The 19,340-nt window shown below is 63.0% G+C and carries 25 protein-coding genes; 13 read left to right on the top strand and 12 right to left on the bottom strand.

What is annotated here, in order from left to right; genetic code table 11:
- Nucleotides 1–266 precede the first annotated feature (266 nt).
- Nucleotides 267–563, top strand: a complete 297-nt coding sequence (locus tag AC2FMD_RS16305) for a hypothetical protein (RefSeq protein ID WP_496688819.1) — start codon at nt 267–269, stop codon at nt 561–563.
- A gap of 30 nt (nt 564–593) precedes the next feature.
- Nucleotides 594–1,136 (top strand): hypothetical protein, encoded by a 543-nt coding sequence (locus AC2FMD_RS16300; RefSeq protein ID WP_496679263.1) that lies wholly within the window; start codon nt 594–596, stop codon nt 1,134–1,136.
- 4 nt (nt 1,137–1,140) lie between these two features.
- Here AC2FMD_RS16300 and AC2FMD_RS16295 read toward each other — a convergent pair whose 3' ends face one another.
- The gene (locus AC2FMD_RS16295; protein WP_496741947.1) at nt 1,141–1,905 is read right to left on the bottom strand and encodes a sulfite exporter TauE/SafE family protein; all 765 of its coding nucleotides are present in this window, start codon (nt 1,903–1,905) and stop codon (nt 1,141–1,143) included.
- Between the two features lie 143 nt (nt 1,906–2,048).
- On the opposite strand from AC2FMD_RS16295, the gene AC2FMD_RS16290 reads away from it, so the two are divergent.
- From AC2FMD_RS16290 to AC2FMD_RS16280, 3 genes are all read left to right on the top strand, one after another.
- Nucleotides 2,049–3,740 (top strand): acyl-CoA dehydrogenase family protein, encoded by a 1,692-nt coding sequence (locus AC2FMD_RS16290; RefSeq protein ID WP_496741949.1) that lies wholly within the window; start codon nt 2,049–2,051, stop codon nt 3,738–3,740.
- Between the two features lie 246 nt (nt 3,741–3,986).
- Complete coding sequence (locus tag AC2FMD_RS16285; RefSeq protein ID WP_496688815.1) at nt 3,987–4,514, top strand: hypothetical protein; 528 nt, start codon at nt 3,987–3,989, stop codon at nt 4,512–4,514.
- Between the two features lie 25 nt (nt 4,515–4,539).
- Nucleotides 4,540–4,932, top strand: a complete 393-nt coding sequence (locus AC2FMD_RS16280; protein ID WP_496679269.1) for an META domain-containing protein — start codon at nt 4,540–4,542, stop codon at nt 4,930–4,932.
- Here the strand turns inward: AC2FMD_RS16280 and recO are convergent.
- Complete coding sequence (gene recO, locus AC2FMD_RS16275; protein WP_496711227.1) at nt 4,916–5,641, bottom strand: DNA repair protein RecO; 726 nt, start codon at nt 5,639–5,641, stop codon at nt 4,916–4,918. The genes AC2FMD_RS16280 and recO overlap by 17 nt on opposite strands.
- A gap of 159 nt (nt 5,642–5,800) precedes the next feature.
- Between recO and trhA the strand changes: the two genes are divergently transcribed.
- On the top strand, nt 5,801–6,454 hold the full coding sequence (gene trhA / locus AC2FMD_RS16270; RefSeq protein WP_496795246.1) for a PAQR family membrane homeostasis protein TrhA: 654 nt from the start codon (nt 5,801–5,803) through the stop codon (nt 6,452–6,454).
- A gap of 107 nt (nt 6,455–6,561) precedes the next feature.
- On the top strand, nt 6,562–7,335 hold the full coding sequence (locus tag AC2FMD_RS16265) for an FkbM family methyltransferase (protein ID WP_496688809.1): 774 nt from the start codon (nt 6,562–6,564) through the stop codon (nt 7,333–7,335).
- A 12-nt stretch (nt 7,336–7,347) separates the two neighbouring features.
- Here the strand turns inward: AC2FMD_RS16265 and AC2FMD_RS16260 are convergent, their stop codons facing one another.
- The 10 genes from AC2FMD_RS16260 to folK all read right to left on the bottom strand — a co-directional run bounded on the left by AC2FMD_RS16260 (nt 7,348) and on the right by folK (nt 15,367).
- Entirely contained in the window at nt 7,348–7,677 is a 330-nt protein-coding gene (locus AC2FMD_RS16260) for a DUF1491 family protein (RefSeq protein ID WP_496711224.1), read from the bottom strand.
- Complete coding sequence (era, locus tag AC2FMD_RS16255; protein WP_496741951.1) at nt 7,674–8,582, bottom strand: GTPase Era; 909 nt, start codon at nt 8,580–8,582, stop codon at nt 7,674–7,676. The genes AC2FMD_RS16260 and era overlap by 4 nt, the downstream gene beginning before the upstream one ends.
- A gap of 138 nt (nt 8,583–8,720) precedes the next feature.
- A complete protein-coding gene (gene rnc, locus AC2FMD_RS16250) occupies nt 8,721–9,401 on the bottom strand; it encodes a ribonuclease III (protein WP_496679279.1) in 681 nt (226 codons plus the stop codon).
- Nucleotides 9,398–10,234: a signal peptidase I gene (lepB, locus tag AC2FMD_RS16245; protein ID WP_496679280.1), complete on the bottom strand. Its 837-nt coding sequence runs from the start codon at nt 10,232–10,234 to the stop codon at nt 9,398–9,400. Before lepB ends, rnc begins: the two co-directional genes overlap by 4 nt.
- A 29-nt stretch (nt 10,235–10,263) precedes the next feature.
- The gene (gene acpS, locus AC2FMD_RS16240) at nt 10,264–10,707 is read right to left on the bottom strand and encodes a holo-ACP synthase (protein ID WP_496741955.1); all 444 of its coding nucleotides are present in this window, start codon (nt 10,705–10,707) and stop codon (nt 10,264–10,266) included.
- A gap of 1 nt (nt 10,708) precedes the next feature.
- Nucleotides 10,709–11,482, bottom strand: a complete 774-nt coding sequence (locus AC2FMD_RS16235; protein WP_496679286.1) for a pyridoxine 5'-phosphate synthase — start codon at nt 11,480–11,482, stop codon at nt 10,709–10,711.
- On the bottom strand, nt 11,475–12,173 hold the full coding sequence (locus AC2FMD_RS16230) for a DUF2062 domain-containing protein (RefSeq protein WP_496688802.1): 699 nt from the start codon (nt 12,171–12,173) through the stop codon (nt 11,475–11,477). Before AC2FMD_RS16230 ends, AC2FMD_RS16235 begins: the two co-directional genes overlap by 8 nt.
- A 16-nt stretch (nt 12,174–12,189) precedes the next feature.
- Complete coding sequence (locus AC2FMD_RS16225; protein ID WP_496688800.1) at nt 12,190–14,322, bottom strand: RelA/SpoT family protein; 2,133 nt, start codon at nt 14,320–14,322, stop codon at nt 12,190–12,192.
- A gap of 26 nt (nt 14,323–14,348) precedes the next feature.
- Nucleotides 14,349–14,702, bottom strand: a complete 354-nt coding sequence (gene rpoZ / locus AC2FMD_RS16220) for a DNA-directed RNA polymerase subunit omega (RefSeq protein WP_496679290.1) — start codon at nt 14,700–14,702, stop codon at nt 14,349–14,351.
- Between the two features lie 86 nt (nt 14,703–14,788).
- Nucleotides 14,789–15,367 (bottom strand): 2-amino-4-hydroxy-6-hydroxymethyldihydropteridine diphosphokinase, encoded by a 579-nt coding sequence (gene folK, locus AC2FMD_RS16215; RefSeq protein ID WP_496679292.1) that lies wholly within the window; start codon nt 15,365–15,367, stop codon nt 14,789–14,791.
- A gap of 136 nt (nt 15,368–15,503) precedes the next feature.
- On the opposite strand from folK, the gene AC2FMD_RS16210 reads away from it, so the two are divergent.
- The 6 genes from AC2FMD_RS16210 to AC2FMD_RS16185 all read left to right on the top strand — a co-directional run bounded on the left by AC2FMD_RS16210 (nt 15,504) and on the right by AC2FMD_RS16185 (nt 19,329).
- A complete protein-coding gene (locus AC2FMD_RS16210) occupies nt 15,504–16,076 on the top strand; it encodes a LabA-like NYN domain-containing protein (RefSeq protein ID WP_496679293.1) in 573 nt (190 codons plus the stop codon).
- A 192-nt stretch (nt 16,077–16,268) separates the two neighbouring features.
- Complete coding sequence (gene ispH, locus AC2FMD_RS16205; RefSeq protein WP_496741957.1) at nt 16,269–17,219, top strand: 4-hydroxy-3-methylbut-2-enyl diphosphate reductase; 951 nt, start codon at nt 16,269–16,271, stop codon at nt 17,217–17,219.
- Nucleotides 17,216–17,668 (top strand): DUF3429 domain-containing protein, encoded by a 453-nt coding sequence (locus AC2FMD_RS16200; protein WP_496679296.1) that lies wholly within the window; start codon nt 17,216–17,218, stop codon nt 17,666–17,668. The genes ispH and AC2FMD_RS16200 overlap by 4 nt, the downstream gene beginning before the upstream one ends.
- Nucleotides 17,665–18,249, top strand: a complete 585-nt coding sequence (locus AC2FMD_RS16195) for a class I SAM-dependent DNA methyltransferase (protein WP_496741959.1) — start codon at nt 17,665–17,667, stop codon at nt 18,247–18,249. Before AC2FMD_RS16200 ends, AC2FMD_RS16195 begins: the two co-directional genes overlap by 4 nt.
- Entirely contained in the window at nt 18,242–18,709 is a 468-nt protein-coding gene (gene rnhA, locus AC2FMD_RS16190) for a ribonuclease HI (protein WP_496741961.1), read from the top strand. The genes AC2FMD_RS16195 and rnhA overlap by 8 nt, the downstream gene beginning before the upstream one ends.
- Nucleotides 18,706–19,329, top strand: coding sequence for a trimeric intracellular cation channel family protein (locus AC2FMD_RS16185; protein ID WP_496679303.1), 624 nt, complete (start codon nt 18,706–18,708; stop codon nt 19,327–19,329). The genes rnhA and AC2FMD_RS16185 overlap by 4 nt, the downstream gene beginning before the upstream one ends.
- Nucleotides 19,330–19,340: the final 11 nt, after the last annotated feature.

Below are 19,340 nucleotides of genomic sequence, written 5' to 3'. Positions count from 1 at the left end.
GAACTTGCGATAGAGAAACTTCTCAACTCGCAAATAGCCCGGCGCTTGCGCACCGGGCCGGGACTGAAGACACACTGAAAATACCTTGAGGGCGACCTGCATCTGTTCACTCACCACAAGAACAGGCCGTCTAATCAAGAGTATGGTGGACTAGTAGGGGGCTAGTGTCAACGTGACAGCGGAATGCCGCTTCGGGGCGCGCCAAGTGTTCCACCGAAACTGTTCCACGCAAACGGGGCGTTATGTTGGCAGCAAGAATATCAGGAATGAACATGACCGAAATCTCGAAACTGGCCGAATTGCGCAAACTGGTACACAGCATGGAGCGTACACTGGGTCTCGAGGAACTATCTCCGGTTGAACGTGACATTTATTATGCGGCCGAAGAATTGTCCAAGAACGGTTCCGAGATCCGCACCTATGGATTGATCGAACACACCCTGGTGCAAAGCATATCCAGACCGACTTTTTTCCGCGCGCTGAAATCGCTGGTGCAAAAAGGCTATCTGGCGCACAGCGGAAACGCAAACAGGGGCCGCTATATCGTCAATGCGCCGCGTTGACCTGCTGCTGCGCTCGTTCAGCTGAACCTTATGCGATCGTGGATCACTGACACGTTTTTCGCCTCGCTGGCATATGTCGGAGCGTCATTTCTGACGTTTTCGGTTCTGATGCCTCTGCAGAACGTTTTCTTCCCGGAATACCCAAGCCGCGCCAGCCTGCTGTTTCTGCCACATGGCGTGCGGGTTCTGGCGGCCTGGCTGCTTGGATGGCGGGCCATTCCGGCGCTGTTTCCCGGAGTGTTCATCGTATTCGCACTGCTGGGCGGCGCGGATGTGTTTCTGGCAAACCGACTGCTGGCGATTGCCATCGCGGTCACGACGGCACCGGCGGTGTTCTACCTGCTGAAATGGGCGGGGTGGGATCTGTTTCCCGCCCCTGGCCGCAGCCCGTGCTGGGCCTGCATCATGGGGGTCGGTGTGATCACATCGATTCTGGTGTCCATCTTGACCAACTTGGCCTTCGGCAGTTCGACTTCGGAATATGTTGCGTTTCTTATTGGTGACATGTCGGGGCTGCTGTTTTTGATGTTCGGCCTGTATTTCGCCTTTCGCGTAGTCGACCGCCAGACCTGACCGATCACCCGACCAGACCGCGCCGCAACAGGTTTGCACCGGCGACCATCAGCACCAGCAGCGTTGCCTTGCGAAATGTGGCCTGATCGATCCGGTCGTGCAAGCGCAGCCCCAACCACATGCCTGCCACCGCGGGAACTGTCAGCGCCACGGAAAACGGCACCGTATCGGCGCGCAGCACCCCCGATCCCACATGCGCCACGGCCAGCGCCACGGCACCCAATCCGTAAATCACCCCCTGTATCCGCAGCTGCTCGGACTTGGGCGTGTTCAGCGCGGTCAGATAAGCCACGGTTGGCGGCCCCCAAACCCCGGAAATGCCCCCGACGAACCCGGCCATCGCGCCAATCGCAGCTTCGATCCGCGCCGAAGGCCGGGACAGGCTCAGCCCGAACCCCAGCAACTGCATCGCGGCAAAAAACGTGACTGGAAGACCGACCAGCAACAAGAACGCCCGCGCCGGCACAAGGCTGACCAACTGCGCGCTGGCAAGCAGGAACACCAGCCCCACCATCAGGAACACCCGGAACTGCCGAATGGCCGACACCGCCGCCGCACGCCCTTCGCGCAGTGCCTGAAACCCGTTCGTGACCAACGTGGGCAGGATGAGCCCGGCCAGGGCCAGTTGCGGCGGCAGCATCATGCTCAGCCCCGAAACCAGAACCATCGGCATGGCAAACCCGACCATGCCTTTGACCGCACCGGCCAGAAAGGCCACCGCGAAGGCAAGGCAGAGCTCAGGCCAACTCAGCATCGAAAACAGTGTCATGCCCTTAAATAACACCCTGCATTTCTTCTGCACCGCAAAAATCGTTGCGTAATTTTTGGACCTTTTCGACGCATTTTGTGAATTTTTGTTGCGCTGCACTTGCAGCATGGTATGACCAGACAACCCAGCAAAGGACGTGATTCATGGCCCATGACGGACAAGATATGACGAACATGACTTCTCAGCCGGTTCTGCCCGATCTTCTGACCCTAACGGGGGCCGCGCTGCCGGCGGTTCAGTCCGTCTTTGACCGGGCGCGCGATGCAGTGCGCGAGATGGTCACGGCCGAGGGTCGCGTCTCGGGCGCCTTGGTCGAAGCGAACCAGACCGCCGCGCATGGGCTGGCCTGGCTGGCCACCTACAACCAGTCGCTGCAGCAGATGCAGAAATGGGCCGAGGCGCTGGACGCCCAGGGCAAGTTCGGCGAGATGGAGCAGTTGCTGCACCAAATCGCGTTTGGTGAATACCTGCACCAGGTCGCCGGCGGCATCCCGATGAACCAGGGCGAGGTCGTGCGCCTGCAGGATCTGGGGCTGGGCTGGGATGCGCTGTCGGGCTTCCAATGCGCCGAGGTGCAGACGCTGATGGCACAGGCCAACAGCCAGGCCGCGCGCAGCCGTCTGGTTCAGCTGATGCAAGACCAGTCCGGGGCCACGATGTTCGGCGCCTCGGGCCTGGATGAAGAGCTTGAGATGATCCGCGAGCAGTTCCGCCGCTATGCGCTGGATCGGGTCGAGCCCAACGCGCACGAGTGGCACCTGAAGGACGAACTGATCCCGATGGAAATCATCGAGGAACTGGCCGAGATGGGCGTCTTTGGCCTGACCATCCCCGAGGAATATGGCGGGTTCGGCCTGTCCAAGGCGTCGATGTGCGTGGTTTCCGAGGAACTGTCCCGCGGGTACATCGGCGTCGGCAGCTTGGGCACCCGGTCCGAGATCGCGGCCGAACTGATCTTGGCGGGCGGCACCGATGCACAAAAGGCCCAATGGCTGCCCAAGATCGCGAGCGCCGAAATCCTGCCCACCGCCGTGTTCACCGAACCGAACACCGGCTCGGACCTCGGCAGCCTGCGCACCCGCGCGGTCAAGGACGAGAACGGCGACTACAAGATCACTGGCAACAAGACCTGGATCACCCATGCCGCGCGCACCCATGTGATGACGCTGCTGGCACGCACCGATCCCGAAACCACCGACCATCGCGGATTGTCGATGTTCCTGGCCGAAAAGACGCCCGGCACCGACGACAACCCATTCCCGACCCCCGGTATGACCGGCGGCGAGATCGAGGTGCTGGGCTATCGCGGCATGAAGGAATACGAGCTGGCCTTCGACGGCTTCCACGTCAAGGGCGAGAACCTGCTGGGCGGCGAGGAAGGCAAGGGCTTCAAGCAGCTCATGGAAACCTTCGAATCCGCGCGCATCCAAACCGCCGCCCGCGCCATCGGCGTGGCCCAAAGCGCGCTGGACATCGCCATGCAATACGCGCAGGAGCGCAAGCAGTTCGGCAAGGCCCTGATCAACTTCCCGCGCGTGTCGGGCAAGCTGGCGATGATGGCGGTCGAGATCATGATCGCCCGTCAGCTGACCTATTTCAGCGCCTGGGAGAAGGACAACGGCCACCGCTGCGACCTGGAGGCCGGGATGGCCAAGCTGCTGGGCGCGCGTGTTGCCTGGGCGGCGGCCGACAACGGGTTGCAGATCCACGGCGGCAACGGTTTCGCGCTGGAATACAAGATTAGCCGCGTTCTGTGCGACGCCCGCATTCTGAACATCTTTGAAGGCGCCGCCGAGATCCAGGCGCAAGTCATCGCGCGGCGTCTGCTGGCCTGAGCGCCAGTACGTCGCGGTTTCCCCAACTTGACCCGGCCGGGTGCCGGGTCTTTTCTTTTGTGGCAATCCAGTAGTGCCGAATGACCAGATCTGCCGTATTCAATTCACCCAACTCGACCCACCAGACACGATGGCGCGCTAAATTCCCGCTTGGGCCCCGGTACAGGTTTCAGCTAAGTAGCTATCGAACCGCATCATGCTGCGCCGCGGCTACGCAGATGCCGACCTGATCTTTGCGGAGTGACGATGGCGCGCCTTCTGATCCTTGTTCTTGGCTTCCTGCTTGCGGGATGCAGCACGCCGTCCGGCACACCCTCGGGCGATGTTGCCGGTCTGACCCGCGCCATTCAGAACCTCGGCCCCGATGTCGATCCGCAGGAAGCCGCCCGCGCGGCACGAATCGCTCATGACTATGCGCTGCAGCTGAGGGCCGAGTATCGGGTCACCGATCCGGCGATCATTCACAACGCCAAGGTCATCAACGGTTTTCGCGAACGCGGGCTGTGCAATGACTGGGCCGAGGATATCCTGAAGCGGCTGCGGCAAGAGAACTTCCGCACGCTGGACCTGCACTGGATCACCTCGCCACCGACCCCGTTCCGCATCATCCACCACTCCGCCGCGATCAGCGCCAAGGGCGACGGGCCCTATGACGCGATCGTGCTGGACGGCTGGCGCAACGGGGGTGACCTGTTCTGGGCGCCGGTGCGCGAGGACACGCGCTACAACTGGCGTCCACGGATGGAGGTGCGCACCGAACTGCTGGCGCAATGACGCCAAGTCGGGATAGAAAGCCCTCATGCTGCGCCTGAGCCTGATCCTGCCCGCCCTTGCCCTGTTGCAATGTGATCGCGACGAAAGCGTCGCCGCCTATGGCGCGGCCGACCGCACCTGGGTGCTGCAGGAAGTGAACGGCCAGTCCTATGACGCGAGCGCCTTGCTGCGCTTTCCCGAAGAAGGCAAGATTGCCGGCAACGCGCCCTGCAACAGCTACTCGGGCACATTGAGCGCGCCCTATCCGTGGTTCGAAATCGCCGACCTGACCGCCACCCGCGCCGCTTGCGCCGGGCTTGAGGCCGAAGGGTTCTATTTCGCCGCGCTGCTGGCGATGACGCAGTCCGAGGTGTCGGGCGACGTGCTGATCCTGCGCAACGAGGACGGGCACGAGATGGTGTTCAAAGCCGCCGAGTGAACTGATCGACAAAGCGGGCGCGGGCTTCGGGCAGCGGCGTGTGACCCAGCGATGGCGCCACGCGATGCGCCAGGAAATAGCCGGTTGTGCGCAGCCCGGCGGCGACCTCGTCATCCGGGGCGGCCCCCTGCCCGCGCAACACGGGCGGCAGAGGCAACAGCCGGTCGGCCCAATCCCCGGCGCCTTCGGCACTGACCGCCCGACCTGTCTTGGGCGAGACATAGGCCAGCCCCTCGGTCGTGCCGGTCACGGCGCAGCGGGTCAGGTCCAGCCCAAAGCCCAACTCTTCAAGCAGGGCCAGTTCCCAGCGCAGATAGGCCAGCGGCCAAATCTCGTCCTGGCCCAGTAGATCCATCAGCTGTTCCGTCTGCCGGAAGAGGCCGGGGTGCGGTTCTCGTTCAGGTAGACAAAAAGACAGCAGCGCCACGACCGCGTTCAGCCCTGACAACGCCAACCGCCCCGAAAACGCCGCCGCCGCGCGCGAGCGCAGCGGCTCGACCTGGAAGGTGCCGATATGTTCCTGCAATCGCGCCCGCCATAGCACGTCCAACTGCGCGCCGGGTTGCAGGATGGGCGCAATCTTGCGGCTGGCACCCCCGCGCACCACGCCCGCATGGCGGCCATGGGTTTCGGTGAACACCTCGATGATGGCCGCAGTTTCGCCGTGGCGGCGGGTGGTCAGAAGAATGCCATGGTCGCGCCAGTCCATGCGGGGCCTTTGGTTTGCCTTGAGGTCGCGTCGAACCGTGACGGTACGGCGCGGCGCAAAAAGAAGCAAATTCAATCGAAGAACTCCAACTGACGCGCCGGAATTGTGGACTTGAATTCGCAGCGGCATTACCCGGAACGGGCAGCCACGAGGCCAGACATGACCGACGCAACCTTTCCCAGCATTTCCGCCGCCTTCCGCCGCGCGGACATGGCGGTGCATGCGCTGGGGCTGGCGTTGATCTTGGGCGCGGGCGGCACGCTGCTGTCAAAAGCGATGGCCCATCTGCAAGGTGCGCTGGTGGCTGCGGTCTTGGTCTATGTGGCTTGCGCGCTGGCGTCGAACCTGGCGTCCTGGGCCTATCACTTTCTGCCGCTGCACGAGCGGCGGACGCTGCTGCGGCGCATCGACCACGCGGCGATCTATCCCAGCATCGCCGGCACCTTCACGCCGTTCTTCGTTCTGGCTGGCACGCCCTGGACAATGGGTCTGCTGGTGGTGTGCTGGGCTCTGACGGCGGTGGCGGTCTGGAACAAGACAACCAATGAAACCGTGAAATCGCGCTGGTCGACCGCGTCCTACCTAGGACTGGGAGCGCTGGGGCTGCTGGCCCTGCCCGACCTGCGGAGCGTACCCGTAGCGACACTTTGGTGCATTCTGGCCGGATCGGGCTGCTATGTAGTCGGAACCGCGTTCTATGCCCGCAAGACGTTGCCCTACCGCTATGCGATCTGGCACGTCTGGGTGAACCTGGGCGGGGTCGCCATGTTCGCGGGCGTCTGGCTGGCACTGTCGCCTCTGTGGGTGCCTTGAGCATCCTGACGGGCGCGGAAAGGCCCGATCAGGAATAAGTGTTTTTCAGCGCAGATCCCACTGATAGAAAGCACTCGGAACGGGGAACTAAAACGGGATCTACCGCCATGGACTGGCCGAATGACCTTCTACGCGACATCTTCAATGACCCGGACACCCCCAACAAGATCAGAAAACGCATCCGCCGCGAATTGAAACCCACCGAGGTCGACTATCGCGGGTGCCGGATGCGCATTCATCCCGCCGACAACAACACGGAATTTCAGATCTGGCGCATGGGGCGCACCCAGGAAGAACGTGCTTTGCGGCATATTCTGAAAGACCTGCCCAAAGACCGCCCGATCGTGGCCTATGACGTTGGCGCCAATGCCGGGGCTCACACCCTGCGCCTGGCAGCGGTCGCGGCACCCGGATCAGTGATCCATGCATTCGAACCCAACCCTGTCATGCGGGCGCGGCTGGAAGAAAACATCCACCTGAACGCATTTGACTGCATCCGGGTCCATGATTGCGCGATTTCGGACAATAGCGGCGAGATGGAGCTGTTTGTGCCAGCGCAGGGAAACCTGGGGCTGGCCAGACTGGGCGAACCGATGCGCGGCGCCAACGGCATATCGGTTCAGGTGCGGACGCTGACCGAGTTTCTGCCATCCGACCCGGATACGCCGATCGACCTGGTCAAGGTGGATGTCGAGGGCCAGGAAGACCGGGTGCTTGCCCCGCTGATCACCGAAGCTTCGGCCACCCAGAAACCCAAATCGATCTTCTTCGAACTCCAGCACGAACGCTTCTGGTCGGTCGATATTGCGGGTCTTTTGGAGCAAAACGGATATGAATTACGCGGTAAATTCGGGCGCAACGCGCTGTATCGGCTGACCTGAAAGGTCCAGGTCTCAGTCCAGCCCTTCCTCGTTCAAAAGATGCCGGCTTTGCCGGTCTTCGACCTCGATTACCCAGAGGTCGGGGTCAAAGCTGCGCTGGCGGGCGATCGCCTCGTCCACCTCAGCCTCGGGACCTTTGGCCAGCTCGATCCATTTGCGTGCGCCGCTGAGCAGGTCGAAGCTGCGCTGAAAGGCGGTGGCATTGCCGTCGAGCGTGTTGAGCTTGACCAGAACCGCGCCGGCAGTGTCGTCGCCATGGGCTACGACAAAGGCGGGGATCTCGTGCAGGCGCAGCCGGGCCAGGTAGGCGTGGACCCAGAACTCGGCCGTCAGGCGGGTCATTCGTTGCCGTCTTTGAAATCCAGACCCATCTCCGAGTAGCGCTCGGCCTCTTCCAGCCAGTTGGGCCGGACCTTCACCTGCAGGAACAGGTGGACTTTGCGATCAAGGAAATCCTCCAACTCGGCCCGCGCGGCCTGGCTGATGGCTTTGATCGTCTCGCCGCGCTTGCCCAGCACGATGCCCTTGTGGCCGTCGCGCATAACATAGATCACTTGGTCGATCCTGGCCGAACCATCCTTGCGTTCTTCCCAGTTCTCGGTCTCGACGGTCAGCTGATAGGGCAATTCCTGATGCAGCCGCAGGGTCAGCTTTTCGCGCGTAATTTCGGCCGCGATCATGCGCAGCGGCAGATCGGCGATCTGGTCTTCGGGGTAGAGCCAGGGGCCTTCGGGCAATTGCTGCGCCAGCCATTTGCGCAGGTCATCGACGCCGTGGCCTTTTTCAGCCGAAATCATGAAGGTTTCGGCAAAGGGGAAGCGGTCATTCAGTTCGCGGGTCAGTGACAGCAGCGCGGGGGCCTCGACCCGGTCGATCTTGTTGATCGCCAGCGCCACCTTGCGGCCTTGCGCGATCTCGGACAGGCCATCCAGGATACGCTCAACGCCTTCGGTGATACCGCGATGCGCCTCGACCATCAGAACGATGATGTCAGCATCGGCCGCCCCGCCCCAGGCCGCCGCGACCATCGCGCGGTCAAGTCGGCGGCGGGGTTTGAACAGACCCGGCGTGTCGACGAAGACCAGTTGCGCATCACCCTCCATGGCGACGCCACGGATTCGGGCACGCGTGGTCTGCACCTTGTGCGTCACGATAGAGACCTTGGCCCCGACCATGCGGTTCAGAAGGGTGGATTTGCCTGCGTTGGGCTCTCCGATCAGGGCGATGAATCCGGCGCGTGTCGTCATGGTGTCGTTGGTCCTGGTTGCAAGTCTGTTTCCCTAGCGCAGAACGGCGTCGGGGGCCAGCCCTGGACTGCGTCGTGAGCCGGGGGGGCCAGCCCCCGGGCCCCCCGGGATATTTTCAGCCAGATGAAGGCGGGCCGATTACTTGGGCAGACTGTCCAGCAAGGCACGTGCGGCGGCCTGTTCGGCCTGACGCTTGGAGGGCGCAGTGGCCTGAGCCTCGGGGCCGGATTCCAGCCGGGCGGCGATGGTGAAGACCGGAGCGTGATCAGGCCCTGTGCGCGACAGCTCGACATAGCTGGGCGGTTTCTGACCGCGGGCCTGGGCCCATTCCTGAAGCGCGGTCTTGGCGTCGCGGGCATCAGCCTTAACCGTATGGATCCGATCTCCCCAGAGCTTGAGGATCACGTCACGTGCAGCCTCGAACCCGGCATCGCGATAGACGGCGGCAATCACCGCCTCCATCGCGTCGCCCAGCAACGCCTGTTTGCGGCGGCCGCCCGACATCATCTCGGACCGCCCCAGCTTCAGCACTGCGCCCAGGTCGATCTGACGGGCGACCTCGGCACAGGTCTCCTTGCGCACAAGCGCGTTGAACCGCGGCGCCAACTGGCCTTCGGTGGCGGTCTTGTCGGCCTCGAGCAGTGCGCTGGCCATCACCAGGCCTAACACCCGGTCACCGAGGAATTCGAGCCGCTGGTTGTCAGGCCGTGTGGCCGAAGAGACCGACCCGTGCGTCAGCGCCCGCACCAGCAGTTCGGGATTGGCGAACTGGTGCCCGAGGCGTTTCTGGAACGCCTTCATGTCAGCCGACAGCTTCAATGGATTGCCTTGAAGAACCTGTCGCCCCGCCAGGTCCAGAAGAACAGCATCGACCGGCCCGCAGACGAGAACATGATGCGATCGGCGCGACCGATCAGGTTTTCATAAGGCACGTAACCGACCCCGCCAGCCGATTGCGGCAGGCGCGAGTCGGCCGAGTTGTCGCGGTTGTCACCCATGAAGAAATAGTGGCCCTCGGGTACGAGGTAGATACCGGTGTTGTCCGATCCCTGGTTGCCGATGTTCAGGATTTCGTGCTGAACGCCGTTGGGCAGGGTTTCGATGAAGCGTGACTTCTCGCAGGTGCCGCCGACACCGACCGGGCCGTTTTCGCAGCGCGGGCGCAGGCGCTGCGGGCCTTGCGGCTCGGCGATCTCGGTGAAGGTGCCGTCGGGGGTCTGCTTGACCTCGACCCCATTGATGTAGACCACCCCACCGCGCACCTGGATGCGGTCGCCCGGCAGGCCGATCAGCCGTTTGATGTAGTCGCGGCCGGTGACCGGGTGGCGGAACACGATCACATCGCCGCGTTCCGGCTCTCCGCCCAGCAGACGGGTGTTGTCTCCACCCATCCAGCCGCAGATGTCTTCGGCATCGATGTTGAGTCCGACACTGGGGATGATCAGGCTGGGGCACGAGGCGTAGGAGTAGCCATAGGCCATCTTGTTGACGAACAGGAAGTCGCCGATCAGCAGCGTGGGTTTCATCGATCCCGACGGAATCCAGAAAGGCTGAAAGAACAGAGTGCGGAAAACGCCCGCGATCAGCAGGGCATAGACGATGGTCTTGATCGTCTCCCAGATGGCGTTTCCGGATTTGGCTTGCTCGGCCATACTGCTCTCCAGTCCTTGCGTCGTTGGGGCTACATGCGGGGCGATCGAGGCCAAGTCAAGGCCGCGTCCGAATCGGCCACGGGGCGGGCCTCGATCACAACGAAAGCCTGGGCCCAGGGGTGGTCATCAGTCAGGGTGACGTGGATGATGGCCTCGTGCCCATCGGGCGTCATCTCGCGCAGCCGCTCAGCCGCCCAGCCGGTGACGTGCATCACGGGTTGCCCGGTGTGCAGGTTGGTCACGGCCATGTCCTTCCAGGCGATGCCCATGCGCAAGCCGGTGCCCAGCGCCTTGGAGCAGGCCTCTTTCGCGGCCCAGCGCTTGGCATAGGTGCCGGCGGCGTCGGCGCGCCGCTCGGCCTTGCGCTGCTCGGTCTCGGTGAAGACACGGTTGCGGAACCGGTCGCCGAACCGGTCAAGCGTGCCCTGGATACGGTCGATATTCGCCAGATCGGTGCCGATGCCGAGGATCATGTCAGGCGTCGACCTTTCCTGAATGCGACGGCGCTCGCGCCTCGTCCATCAGGCGGCGCATTTCATGGATGGCCGGACCCAGACCGCGGAAGATGGCCTCACCGATCAGGAAATGGCCGATGTTGAGTTCGCGCAGTTCGGGGAAGGCTGCCACGGGCTGCACCGTGTCATAGGTCAGACCGTGGCCGGCGTGTACTTCGAGCCCCAGCGCATGAGCAAAGGCGGACATCTCACGCAACGCGTCCAGTTCTCGTCGCGCGTCATCCATCCGGCCTTCGGCATGGGCGTCGCAATAGGCGCCAGTGTGCAGCTCGATCACCTGCGCGCCGATGCGGTGGGCGGCCTCGATCTGCTTGCGGTCGGCGGCGATGAAGATAGATACGCGGCAGCCCGCGTCACGCAGCGGCGCGATGAAGTGGGCAAGACGATTTTCCTCGCGCGCGACTTCCAACCCGCCCTCTGTGGTGCGTTCCTCGCGCTTTTCGGGGACGATGCAGACCGCGTGCGGCTTGTGGCGCAGGGCAATCGCCTGCATCTCGGGGGTGGCAGCCATTTCAAAGTTCAGCGGCACAGACAGCACCTGCATCAAGCCTTCGATGTCGGCGTCGGAAATGTGGCGGCGGTCTTCGCGCAGATGCGCGGTGATGCCATCGGCACCGGCCTCTTCGGCCAGTTTGGCCGCGCGCAGCGGGTCGGGATATGCCCCGCCGCGCGCGTTGCGCACGGTGGCCACGTGGTCGATGTTCACGCCCAGACGCAGGTGAGTGTCAGACATCTTTCGATTCCTTTCTGGTCGCCCGCGCCGAACCTAGAGGGTTTGTTTGCGAAACGGCAGGGGCTGCTTCGGCGCGGCGTTTGATTTCCTCGAACTTGGCTTTGATCTTGGCCCGGCGGCGCTGTTGATAGGTGCGGATCAGCGGCAGGCTGATATAGCCGCAGATCACTCCGGCCACGATACCCGGGATGATACCGCCGATCATGTAAGGGTAGAATACGCCGTCATAGAACTGCGCCCAGCCATGCCAGTCGGCGACGCGGTCGGTGAACAGAGCCACGAAATTGTTCTTCAGATCCCCAAGCGCATCGGCGAATTTGCGCATCAGCCCCTGGGTGTCGCCCTCATCATATTTTGTGCCCAGCAGGAAATGCCCGGTCTGCAGGCAGATCACCCCGATCGGCACATAGGTCAGCGGGTTGCCGAAAAACGTGCCGCTGAGCGCGGCCAGAATGTTGCCGTTGATCAGCCGGGCCAGCACCGCAGCCACCACGAAATGCAACCCGTAGAACGGCGTGAACGAGGCGAACACTCCGGCGCCAATGCCGCGCGCGATACGCTCGGGCGTATCGGGCAGACGCCGGACGCGGTGTTTGACATAGTGAAAGGCCCGGGTCCAACCGCCGCGCGGATAAACGAACTCCGAGGCGGCCTGAAGAGCAGAGCGGCGATCACGGCGCTTGAATACCACTCCTGCGTGTCCCCTCTCAGCTTGCTGCGACCGCAGCGTCCCGCGTGTTTCGATACCGTTCGACCGCCGCGACATCGCTTTCGGCCTCGAGCATCAGCATCAGCGAATGCAGCTGTTGCAGGTCGCGCACCTCGACACTGAGTAAAAGGCGGTAAAAATCCGGTTTGCGGTCCACGAATTCCAAGTTCGAGATATTGGCCTTTTTCTCGCCGATCAATGTGCAAATACGCCCCAGCACCCCGGCATCGTTGCCGATGGTCAGATCCAGCGTGGCGCCGTACGCCGCCGGGTGCGTACCCGAATGCCAGTGCAGATCAACCCAGCGCTGCGGCTGGTCTTCGAATTCGGTCAGGCGACCGCAGTCGATGGCATGCACCACTACACCTTTCCCGCGCGAAGTGATGCCCACGATCCTTTCCCCCGGAAGCGGCTGACAACAGGGCGCACGCTCGAATTTCTGGCCCGGTTCCAGGCCAATCACCGCGCGGCGCAGCGGGATCGCCTCGCCCTCATCCTTGGTCAGCTCGGGATAGACCACGGCGACCACGTCATGGGCTGTCAGTTCGGCACTGCCGACCCGGGCCAGCAACTCGTCGCTGTCCTTGATCCGCAGTTGCTTGGCAGCGGTCTCCAGCGCCTTGTCGGTCGCCTTGCGGCCCACGTGCTCGAACCCCGCGCGCACCAATTCGCGGCCCAGCTTGATGAATCTTTCGCGGTCGACCTCGCGCAGGGCGCGGCGGATGGCGGTGCGGGCCTTGCCGGTCACGGCAATCTCAAGCCATGTCACCTGCGGCGTCTGGCCGTCTGCGGTGATGATGTCGACCGATTGGCCGTTCTTGAGCCGGGTCCACAGCGGCACCCGGATGCCGTCGACCTTGGCCCCCACGCAGGCATGGCCGATGCGGGTGTGGATCGCATAGGCGAAATCGATCGGCGTTGCCCCACGCGGCAACTTGACCACATCGCCCTTGGGCGTGAAGCAGAACACCTGGTCGGAATACATCTCGAGCTTGACCGCTTCGAGAAAATCCTCGTGGTCTTCCTCGGCGTTGAACTGTTCGGTCAGGCTCGCGATCCACTTGGCAGGGTCCACCGCAAAGGGGTTCTCGGTCCGCACCCCGTCCCGGTAGGACCAATGCGCCGCCACACCGGACTCGGCAACATCGTGCATCTGCCGGGTTCGGATCTGCACCTCGACCCGCTTGCCGTCACGCCCGGAAACGGTCGTGTGGATCGAGCGATAGCCGTTCGATTTGGGCTGACTGATGTAATCCTTGAACCGCCCCGGCACCGCGCGCCAGCGTTGATGGATCGCGCCCAGCGCGCGATAGCAGTCTTCCTCGGTCTGCGTGATGATGCGGAAGCCATAGATGTCGGACAGGCGCGAGAAGCCCTGATCCTTTTCCTGCATCTTGCGCCAGATCGAATAGGGTTTCTTGGCGCGGCCGAACACCTCGGCCTCGATCCCCGCTTTCTCCAACTCGTGCCGCATGTCCCCTGTGATGCGGTGGATCACGTCACCGGTTTCGCGCTGCAGCGTGATGAAACGACGGATGATCGACTGGCGACCTTCGGGGTTGAGGACACGGAAGGCCAGATCCTCAAGCTCTTCACGCATCCACTGCATGCCCATCCGGCCGGCCAGAGGCGCGAAGATGTCCATCGTCTCGCGCGCTTTCTGCACCTGCTTTTCAGGGCGCATCGCCTTGATCGTGCGCATATTGTGCAGACGGTCGGCCAGCTTGACCAGAATGACCCGCAGGTCCTTGGACATGGCCATGAACAGCTTGCGAAAATTCTCGGCCTGCTTGGTTTCGCGGCTGGAAAGCTGGAGATTGGTCAGCTTGGTGACACCGTCGACCAGCATCGCCACCTCGTCACCGAACAACTCGGCGATCTTGGAGTAGCTCGCCTTGGTGTCCTCGATCGTGTCGTGCAGCAGCGCCGTGATGATGGTCGCATCGTCCAGACGCTGTTCGGTCAGAATGGCCGCCACCGCGACTGGGTGCGAGAAATAGGGCTCGCCCGAGTGCCGGAACTGGCCTTCGTGCATCTTCTTGCCAAACTCGTAGGCCCGGATGATGCGATCGGCATTTGTCTTGGGGTTGTAGTTGCGGACCAGCGCAACCAGGTCTTCAGCTGAAATCATCCGGTCCGCACCTTCGTGTTCAGGGCTTACCCCTGGCCCTGAGCCTCCATCAGGGCGCGCAGGAGTTTTTCTTCCGACATGTCGTCATCTGCGGGCTTGTCCGATTCGGCCCCCATCAGCAACGCCATCTGATCCTCTTCAGGCTCGTCGACCTCGATCTGGGTCTGGTTGGCCTCTATCAGACGCTCGCGCAGTTCGTCCGAGGTCTGGGTTTCTTCGGCAATCTCGCGCAGGGCTACGACCGGGTTTTTGTCGTTGTCGCGGTCGATCGTGATCGGCGCGCCGGCGGAAATTTCGCGCGCGCGGTGGGCAGCGAGCATCACCAGTTCGAACCGGTTCGGAACCTTGTCTACGCAATCTTCGACCGTCACGCGGGCCATGAGGCGCTCTCCACTAATGAATCCATGTCAGGAAGACGCTTATCTAAGCGCGAATCCCCGCCATGACAAGCGGGAAATGCCCTTTTTCACGCGGCATCCAGCGGCGTGACCGCGGCGACATCGTCCGGCGGCAGGCGTTCGATCATTTCATTAACCGTCAGGCCCAGCACCGGGTGCCGCCAGCCCGGCGCCACCTCCGCCATCGGAACCAGAACGAAGGCGCGGTCCTGCAGGCGCGGATGCGGTAGGATCAACTGCTCGGGAGCCGCCTCTCGCTGCCGGTCGGGCGGCAGGTTCAGCCAATGGTCGAACGCGGCAGCATCGGGCAGAACGCGATCGCCCCAGCAGACGAGGTCCAGGTCAAGTGTGCGCATCCCCCAGCGCTGCTGGCGGGCACGGCCGAAATCGGCCTCGACCCTGTGCAGAAGGGTCAGAACCTCCTGCGGGGCCGCCTCGGTCTCGACCAGCGCGGCGGCATTGACATAATCTGGTCCGGCGCCCGCCGGAAAACACGGGGTCGAAAAGAACCGGCTGACAGCGCGAATCACCAAGCCCTCACCGGCCAACGCGTCGACAGCCCTGCGAAGTGTCACCTTGGGTTCATATGATCTCAGTTTGAGATTTGCCCCCAGCGCGATGACCGCTTTTGACGTGGAGTTGACCATAAATAACCCTATGTTCAGACCTGAGCGCACTTGCGATACATGCGGAATCTCTTATTTTAAAGCGGCCGGCGCGTGATTTCTCATCACTCACTCACTTACACCACCGCGCGCTGGTCAATACCGGAAGGACGATTTTATGTTTTACAAGGACGAACGGCTGGCGCTGTTCATCGACGGCTCGAATCTGTACGCCGCCGCGAAAGCCCTGGGATTTGATATTGATTACAAGTTGCTGCGTCAGGAATTCATGCGTCGCGGCAAGCTTCTGAGGGCCTTTTACTACACAGCGCTGCTGGAAAACGACGAATATTCGCCGATCCGCCCCTTGGTCGACTGGCTGAACTACAACGGTTTCACCATGGTGACCAAACCGGCCAAGGAATACACCGACAGCATGGGGCGCCGTAAGGTCAAGGGGAACATGGATATCGAACTGACAGTCGATGCCATGGAACTGGCGCCACGGGTGGATCATATCGTGCTGTTCTCGGGCGATGGGGATTTCCGCCCGCTGATTGCCAGCCTGCAACGTCAGGGCGTGCGCGTGTCGGTGGTTTCGACCATCCGCAGCCAGCCGCCGATGATCTCGGACGAACTGCGGCGCCAGGCCGACAACTTCATCGAACTGGACGATCTGCGCGACGTGATCGGGCGCCCGCCGCGCGAGGCGTCGGACGAGCCGCGCAATGTGGCGGTGGCCGGGAAGTAACGTCTCTCACGGCCCACACCTGCGGATCAATGGCGCGGCCGGGACGGAAAGCCCCAGCCGCGCGTCTTCAAAAAAGAACCTGTGCTCAAACACCGGCACCTTGGCATGTGTTTGTGTCAGCGAAATGACACCCGTCCCGTCTGGACCCGAGGGCGGAAAAGCCTTACCTGTCCCTGTCAAGGAGACAGACGCATGACCAAGCCCCCCCTGACCCTGTATCTGGCCGCCCCGCGCGGGTTCTGCGCTGGTGTGGACCGCGCGATCAAGATCGTGGAAATGGCCCTGCAGAAATGGGGCGCCCCGGTCTATGTCCGGCACGAGATCGTGCACAACAAGTTCGTCGTGGACGGCTTGCGCGCCAAGGGTGCCGTCTTTGTCGAAGAGCTGGACGAATGCCCCGATGACCGGCCGGTGATCTTTTCCGCCCATGGCGTGCCCAAGTCAGTGCCCGCCGCCGCAGCCGCGCGCGAGATGCTCTTTGTCGACGCCACCTGCCCGCTGGTATCCAAGGTCCATATCGAGGCCCAGCGCCACGCCGAGGCCGGGTTACAGATGATCATGATCGGGCACAAGGGCCACCCCGAAACCGTCGGCACCATGGGCCAGCTGCCCGAGGGCGAGGTTCTGCTGGTGGAAACGGTTCACGATGTGGCCGAGGTGCAGGTCCGCGACCCCGAAAAACTGGCCTTTGTCACCCAGACTACCCTCTCAGTGGACGACACGCGCGACATCGTGGCCGCGCTGCAGGACCGCTTCCCGGCCATCGTCGGCCCGCACAAGGAAGACATCTGCTATGCCACCACCAACCGTCAGGAGGCGGTGAAGACCGTCGCACCCAAGTCGGATGCGCTGCTGGTGGTGGGTGCGCCCAACTCCTCAAACTCGCGCCGTCTGGTCGAAGTGGCGTCCAAAGCGGGCTGCACCTATGCCCAGCTGGTGCAGCGGGCCACCGACATCGACTGGCGCGCGCTGGAAGGGATTTCCAGCATCGCCATCACCGCCGGCGCCTCTGCGCCCGAAGTCCTTGTGAACGAGGTGATCGACGCCTTCCGCGACCGCTATGACGTGACCGTCGAAACCGTCGAAACCGCCACCGAGAATGTCGAGTTCAAGGTGCCTCGCATTCTGCGCGTGCCCGCATGAGCGGCATCCCCCGCGCACCGTTAGTTCTGGGCCTGGCCGGTCTGATCCCCTTTGTATGGGGCGCGCTGACCTACCTGAGCGGAGACCTGAATGATTGGGGCAGCCGCGCGCTGGGCCCCCGGTTCGTGGGGCCCTATGTGCAGCTGTTCTATGGCGCTGTGATCCTCAGCTTCATGTCCGGCGTTCTGTGGGGTTTTGCCACCAAGACCTCGGGCAACCGGGCGGCGCTGTGTTATGGGCTGTCGGTCCTGCCGGCGCTGTGGGCGTTTTTCACCACCGGCGGCGGGCCGGTCGACGCGGGTACCAACCTGATGATCGGCTTTGCCGGTCTGCTGGTGCTGGACGCGCTGTTCTGGTCGTGGGGCCTGACCCCGCGCTGGTGGATGAAACTGCGGCTACTGCTGAGCGCCGTCGTTCTGGCCTGCCTGGCCGTTGGAGTATTCCTGTGAGCGACAAACGAACCATCGACGCCTACACAACCCGTGTGGACGATTATCTGAAAGTGCCGCTGCCGCCCGAACAGATCGAATCGCGCGCAGCATTCGCGCAGGCGGTCGGCGACGGGCTGGTGCTGGATCTGGGGTCGGGTCCGGGTTTGGACAGCGGATTCTTTCTGTGCCAGGGGCTTCGGGTTCGGGCGCTGGACGCCACACCTGCCTTTGTCGAACACGCCCGCGCAAATGGCGTGGAGGCGTATCTGGGCACGTTCGACGACGTGACTGAAACAGCCGAATACGATGGGGTCTATGCCAGCTTTTCCCTGCTGCACGCCCCGCGCGCCGATTTCCCGCGACACCTCACCGCCATCCACCAGGCCCTGAAGCCGGGCGGTGTGTTCTTTCTGGGCCTGAAACTGGGCACCGGAGAGCATCGCGACGAACTTGACCGCTACTACACCTATTTCACGCGCCCCGAGATCGAGACCGCGTTGGTCGAGGCCGGGTTCGTCATTGACCGTGTCACCACCGGTATGGGAAAGGGGCTGGTCGGATCGTATGACGGTTTCATTCTGGTGCTGGCCCATGCCTGATCTATTTGCCTATACCGATGGTGCCTGTTCCGGCAATCCCGGCCCCGGAGGCTGGGGCGTGCTGCTGCGGGCCATGAATGGCGAAATCGTCCTGAAAGAGCGCGAGTTGAGCGGCGGCGAGGCCGAGACGACCAACAACCGGATGGAGCTGCTGGCTGCGATCAGCGCGCTCGAGACATTGGAGCGGCCCTCGAAAATCACCATCGTGACCGACAGCGCCTATGTGAAAAACGGGGTGACGGGCTGGATCCACGGGTGGAAGCGCAACGGCTGGAAGACCGCAAACAAGAAGCCCGTCAAGAACGTGGACCTGTGGCAGCGGCTGGACGAAGCGCAACAGCGCCATGACGTGACCTGGGAATGGGTCAAGGGCCATGCCGGCCACCCCGAAAACGAACGCGCCGACGAACTGGCACGCGCGGGCATGTCCCCGTTCAAGCCGAAAAAGGCCCGCACATGAGCGGTCTGGCCCTGCTGGACTATACCTCGGTTTTGGTCTTTGCGCTGACCGGGGCGCTGGTGGCCAGCCGGGCGCAGCTGGACCTTGTGGGGTTTGCCTTCATCGCCTGTCTGACGGCGGTGGGCGGTGGCACGGTGCGTGATCTGCTGCTGGATCGGCACCCGGTCTTCTGGGTGGGCCAGCCAGACTATATCCTGATCGCGGTGGCGGCGGCGGTGGTCGTGTTCTTCACCGCGCATCTGGTCGAAAGCCGCTACAACTGGTTGGTCTGGCTGGACAGTTTCGCGCTGTCGATCGCCGTGGCCGCGGGAACCGGCGCGGCGCTGGCGCTTGGCCAGTCGGGCGTGATCGTGGTGTTGATGGGTGTGACCACCGGCTGCCTGGGCGGGCTGATGCGCGACGTGGTCTGCAACGAGGTGCCGCTGGTGCTCAAACAGGGCGAACTCTATGTCTCCTGCGCCTTCACGGGGGCGCTGGTGGCGGTGATGGCCACCCGTCTGGGGCTGGAGACGCTGCTGGCGCTGGGCCTTTGCGCGCTGTCCTGTTGGGCGCTGCGGGCCGGATCGCTGCTGTTCGGCTGGCAGTTGCCGGTCTACAAGGCACGCCCGCCGCGGCAATGACCGCCCGCCGG

The sequence above is a fragment of the Ruegeria sp. BHSC276 genome (assembly GCF_059612945.1).
Note: the sequence above shows the minus strand (reverse complement) of the source record. Positions and strands in the feature narration are given on the sequence as shown.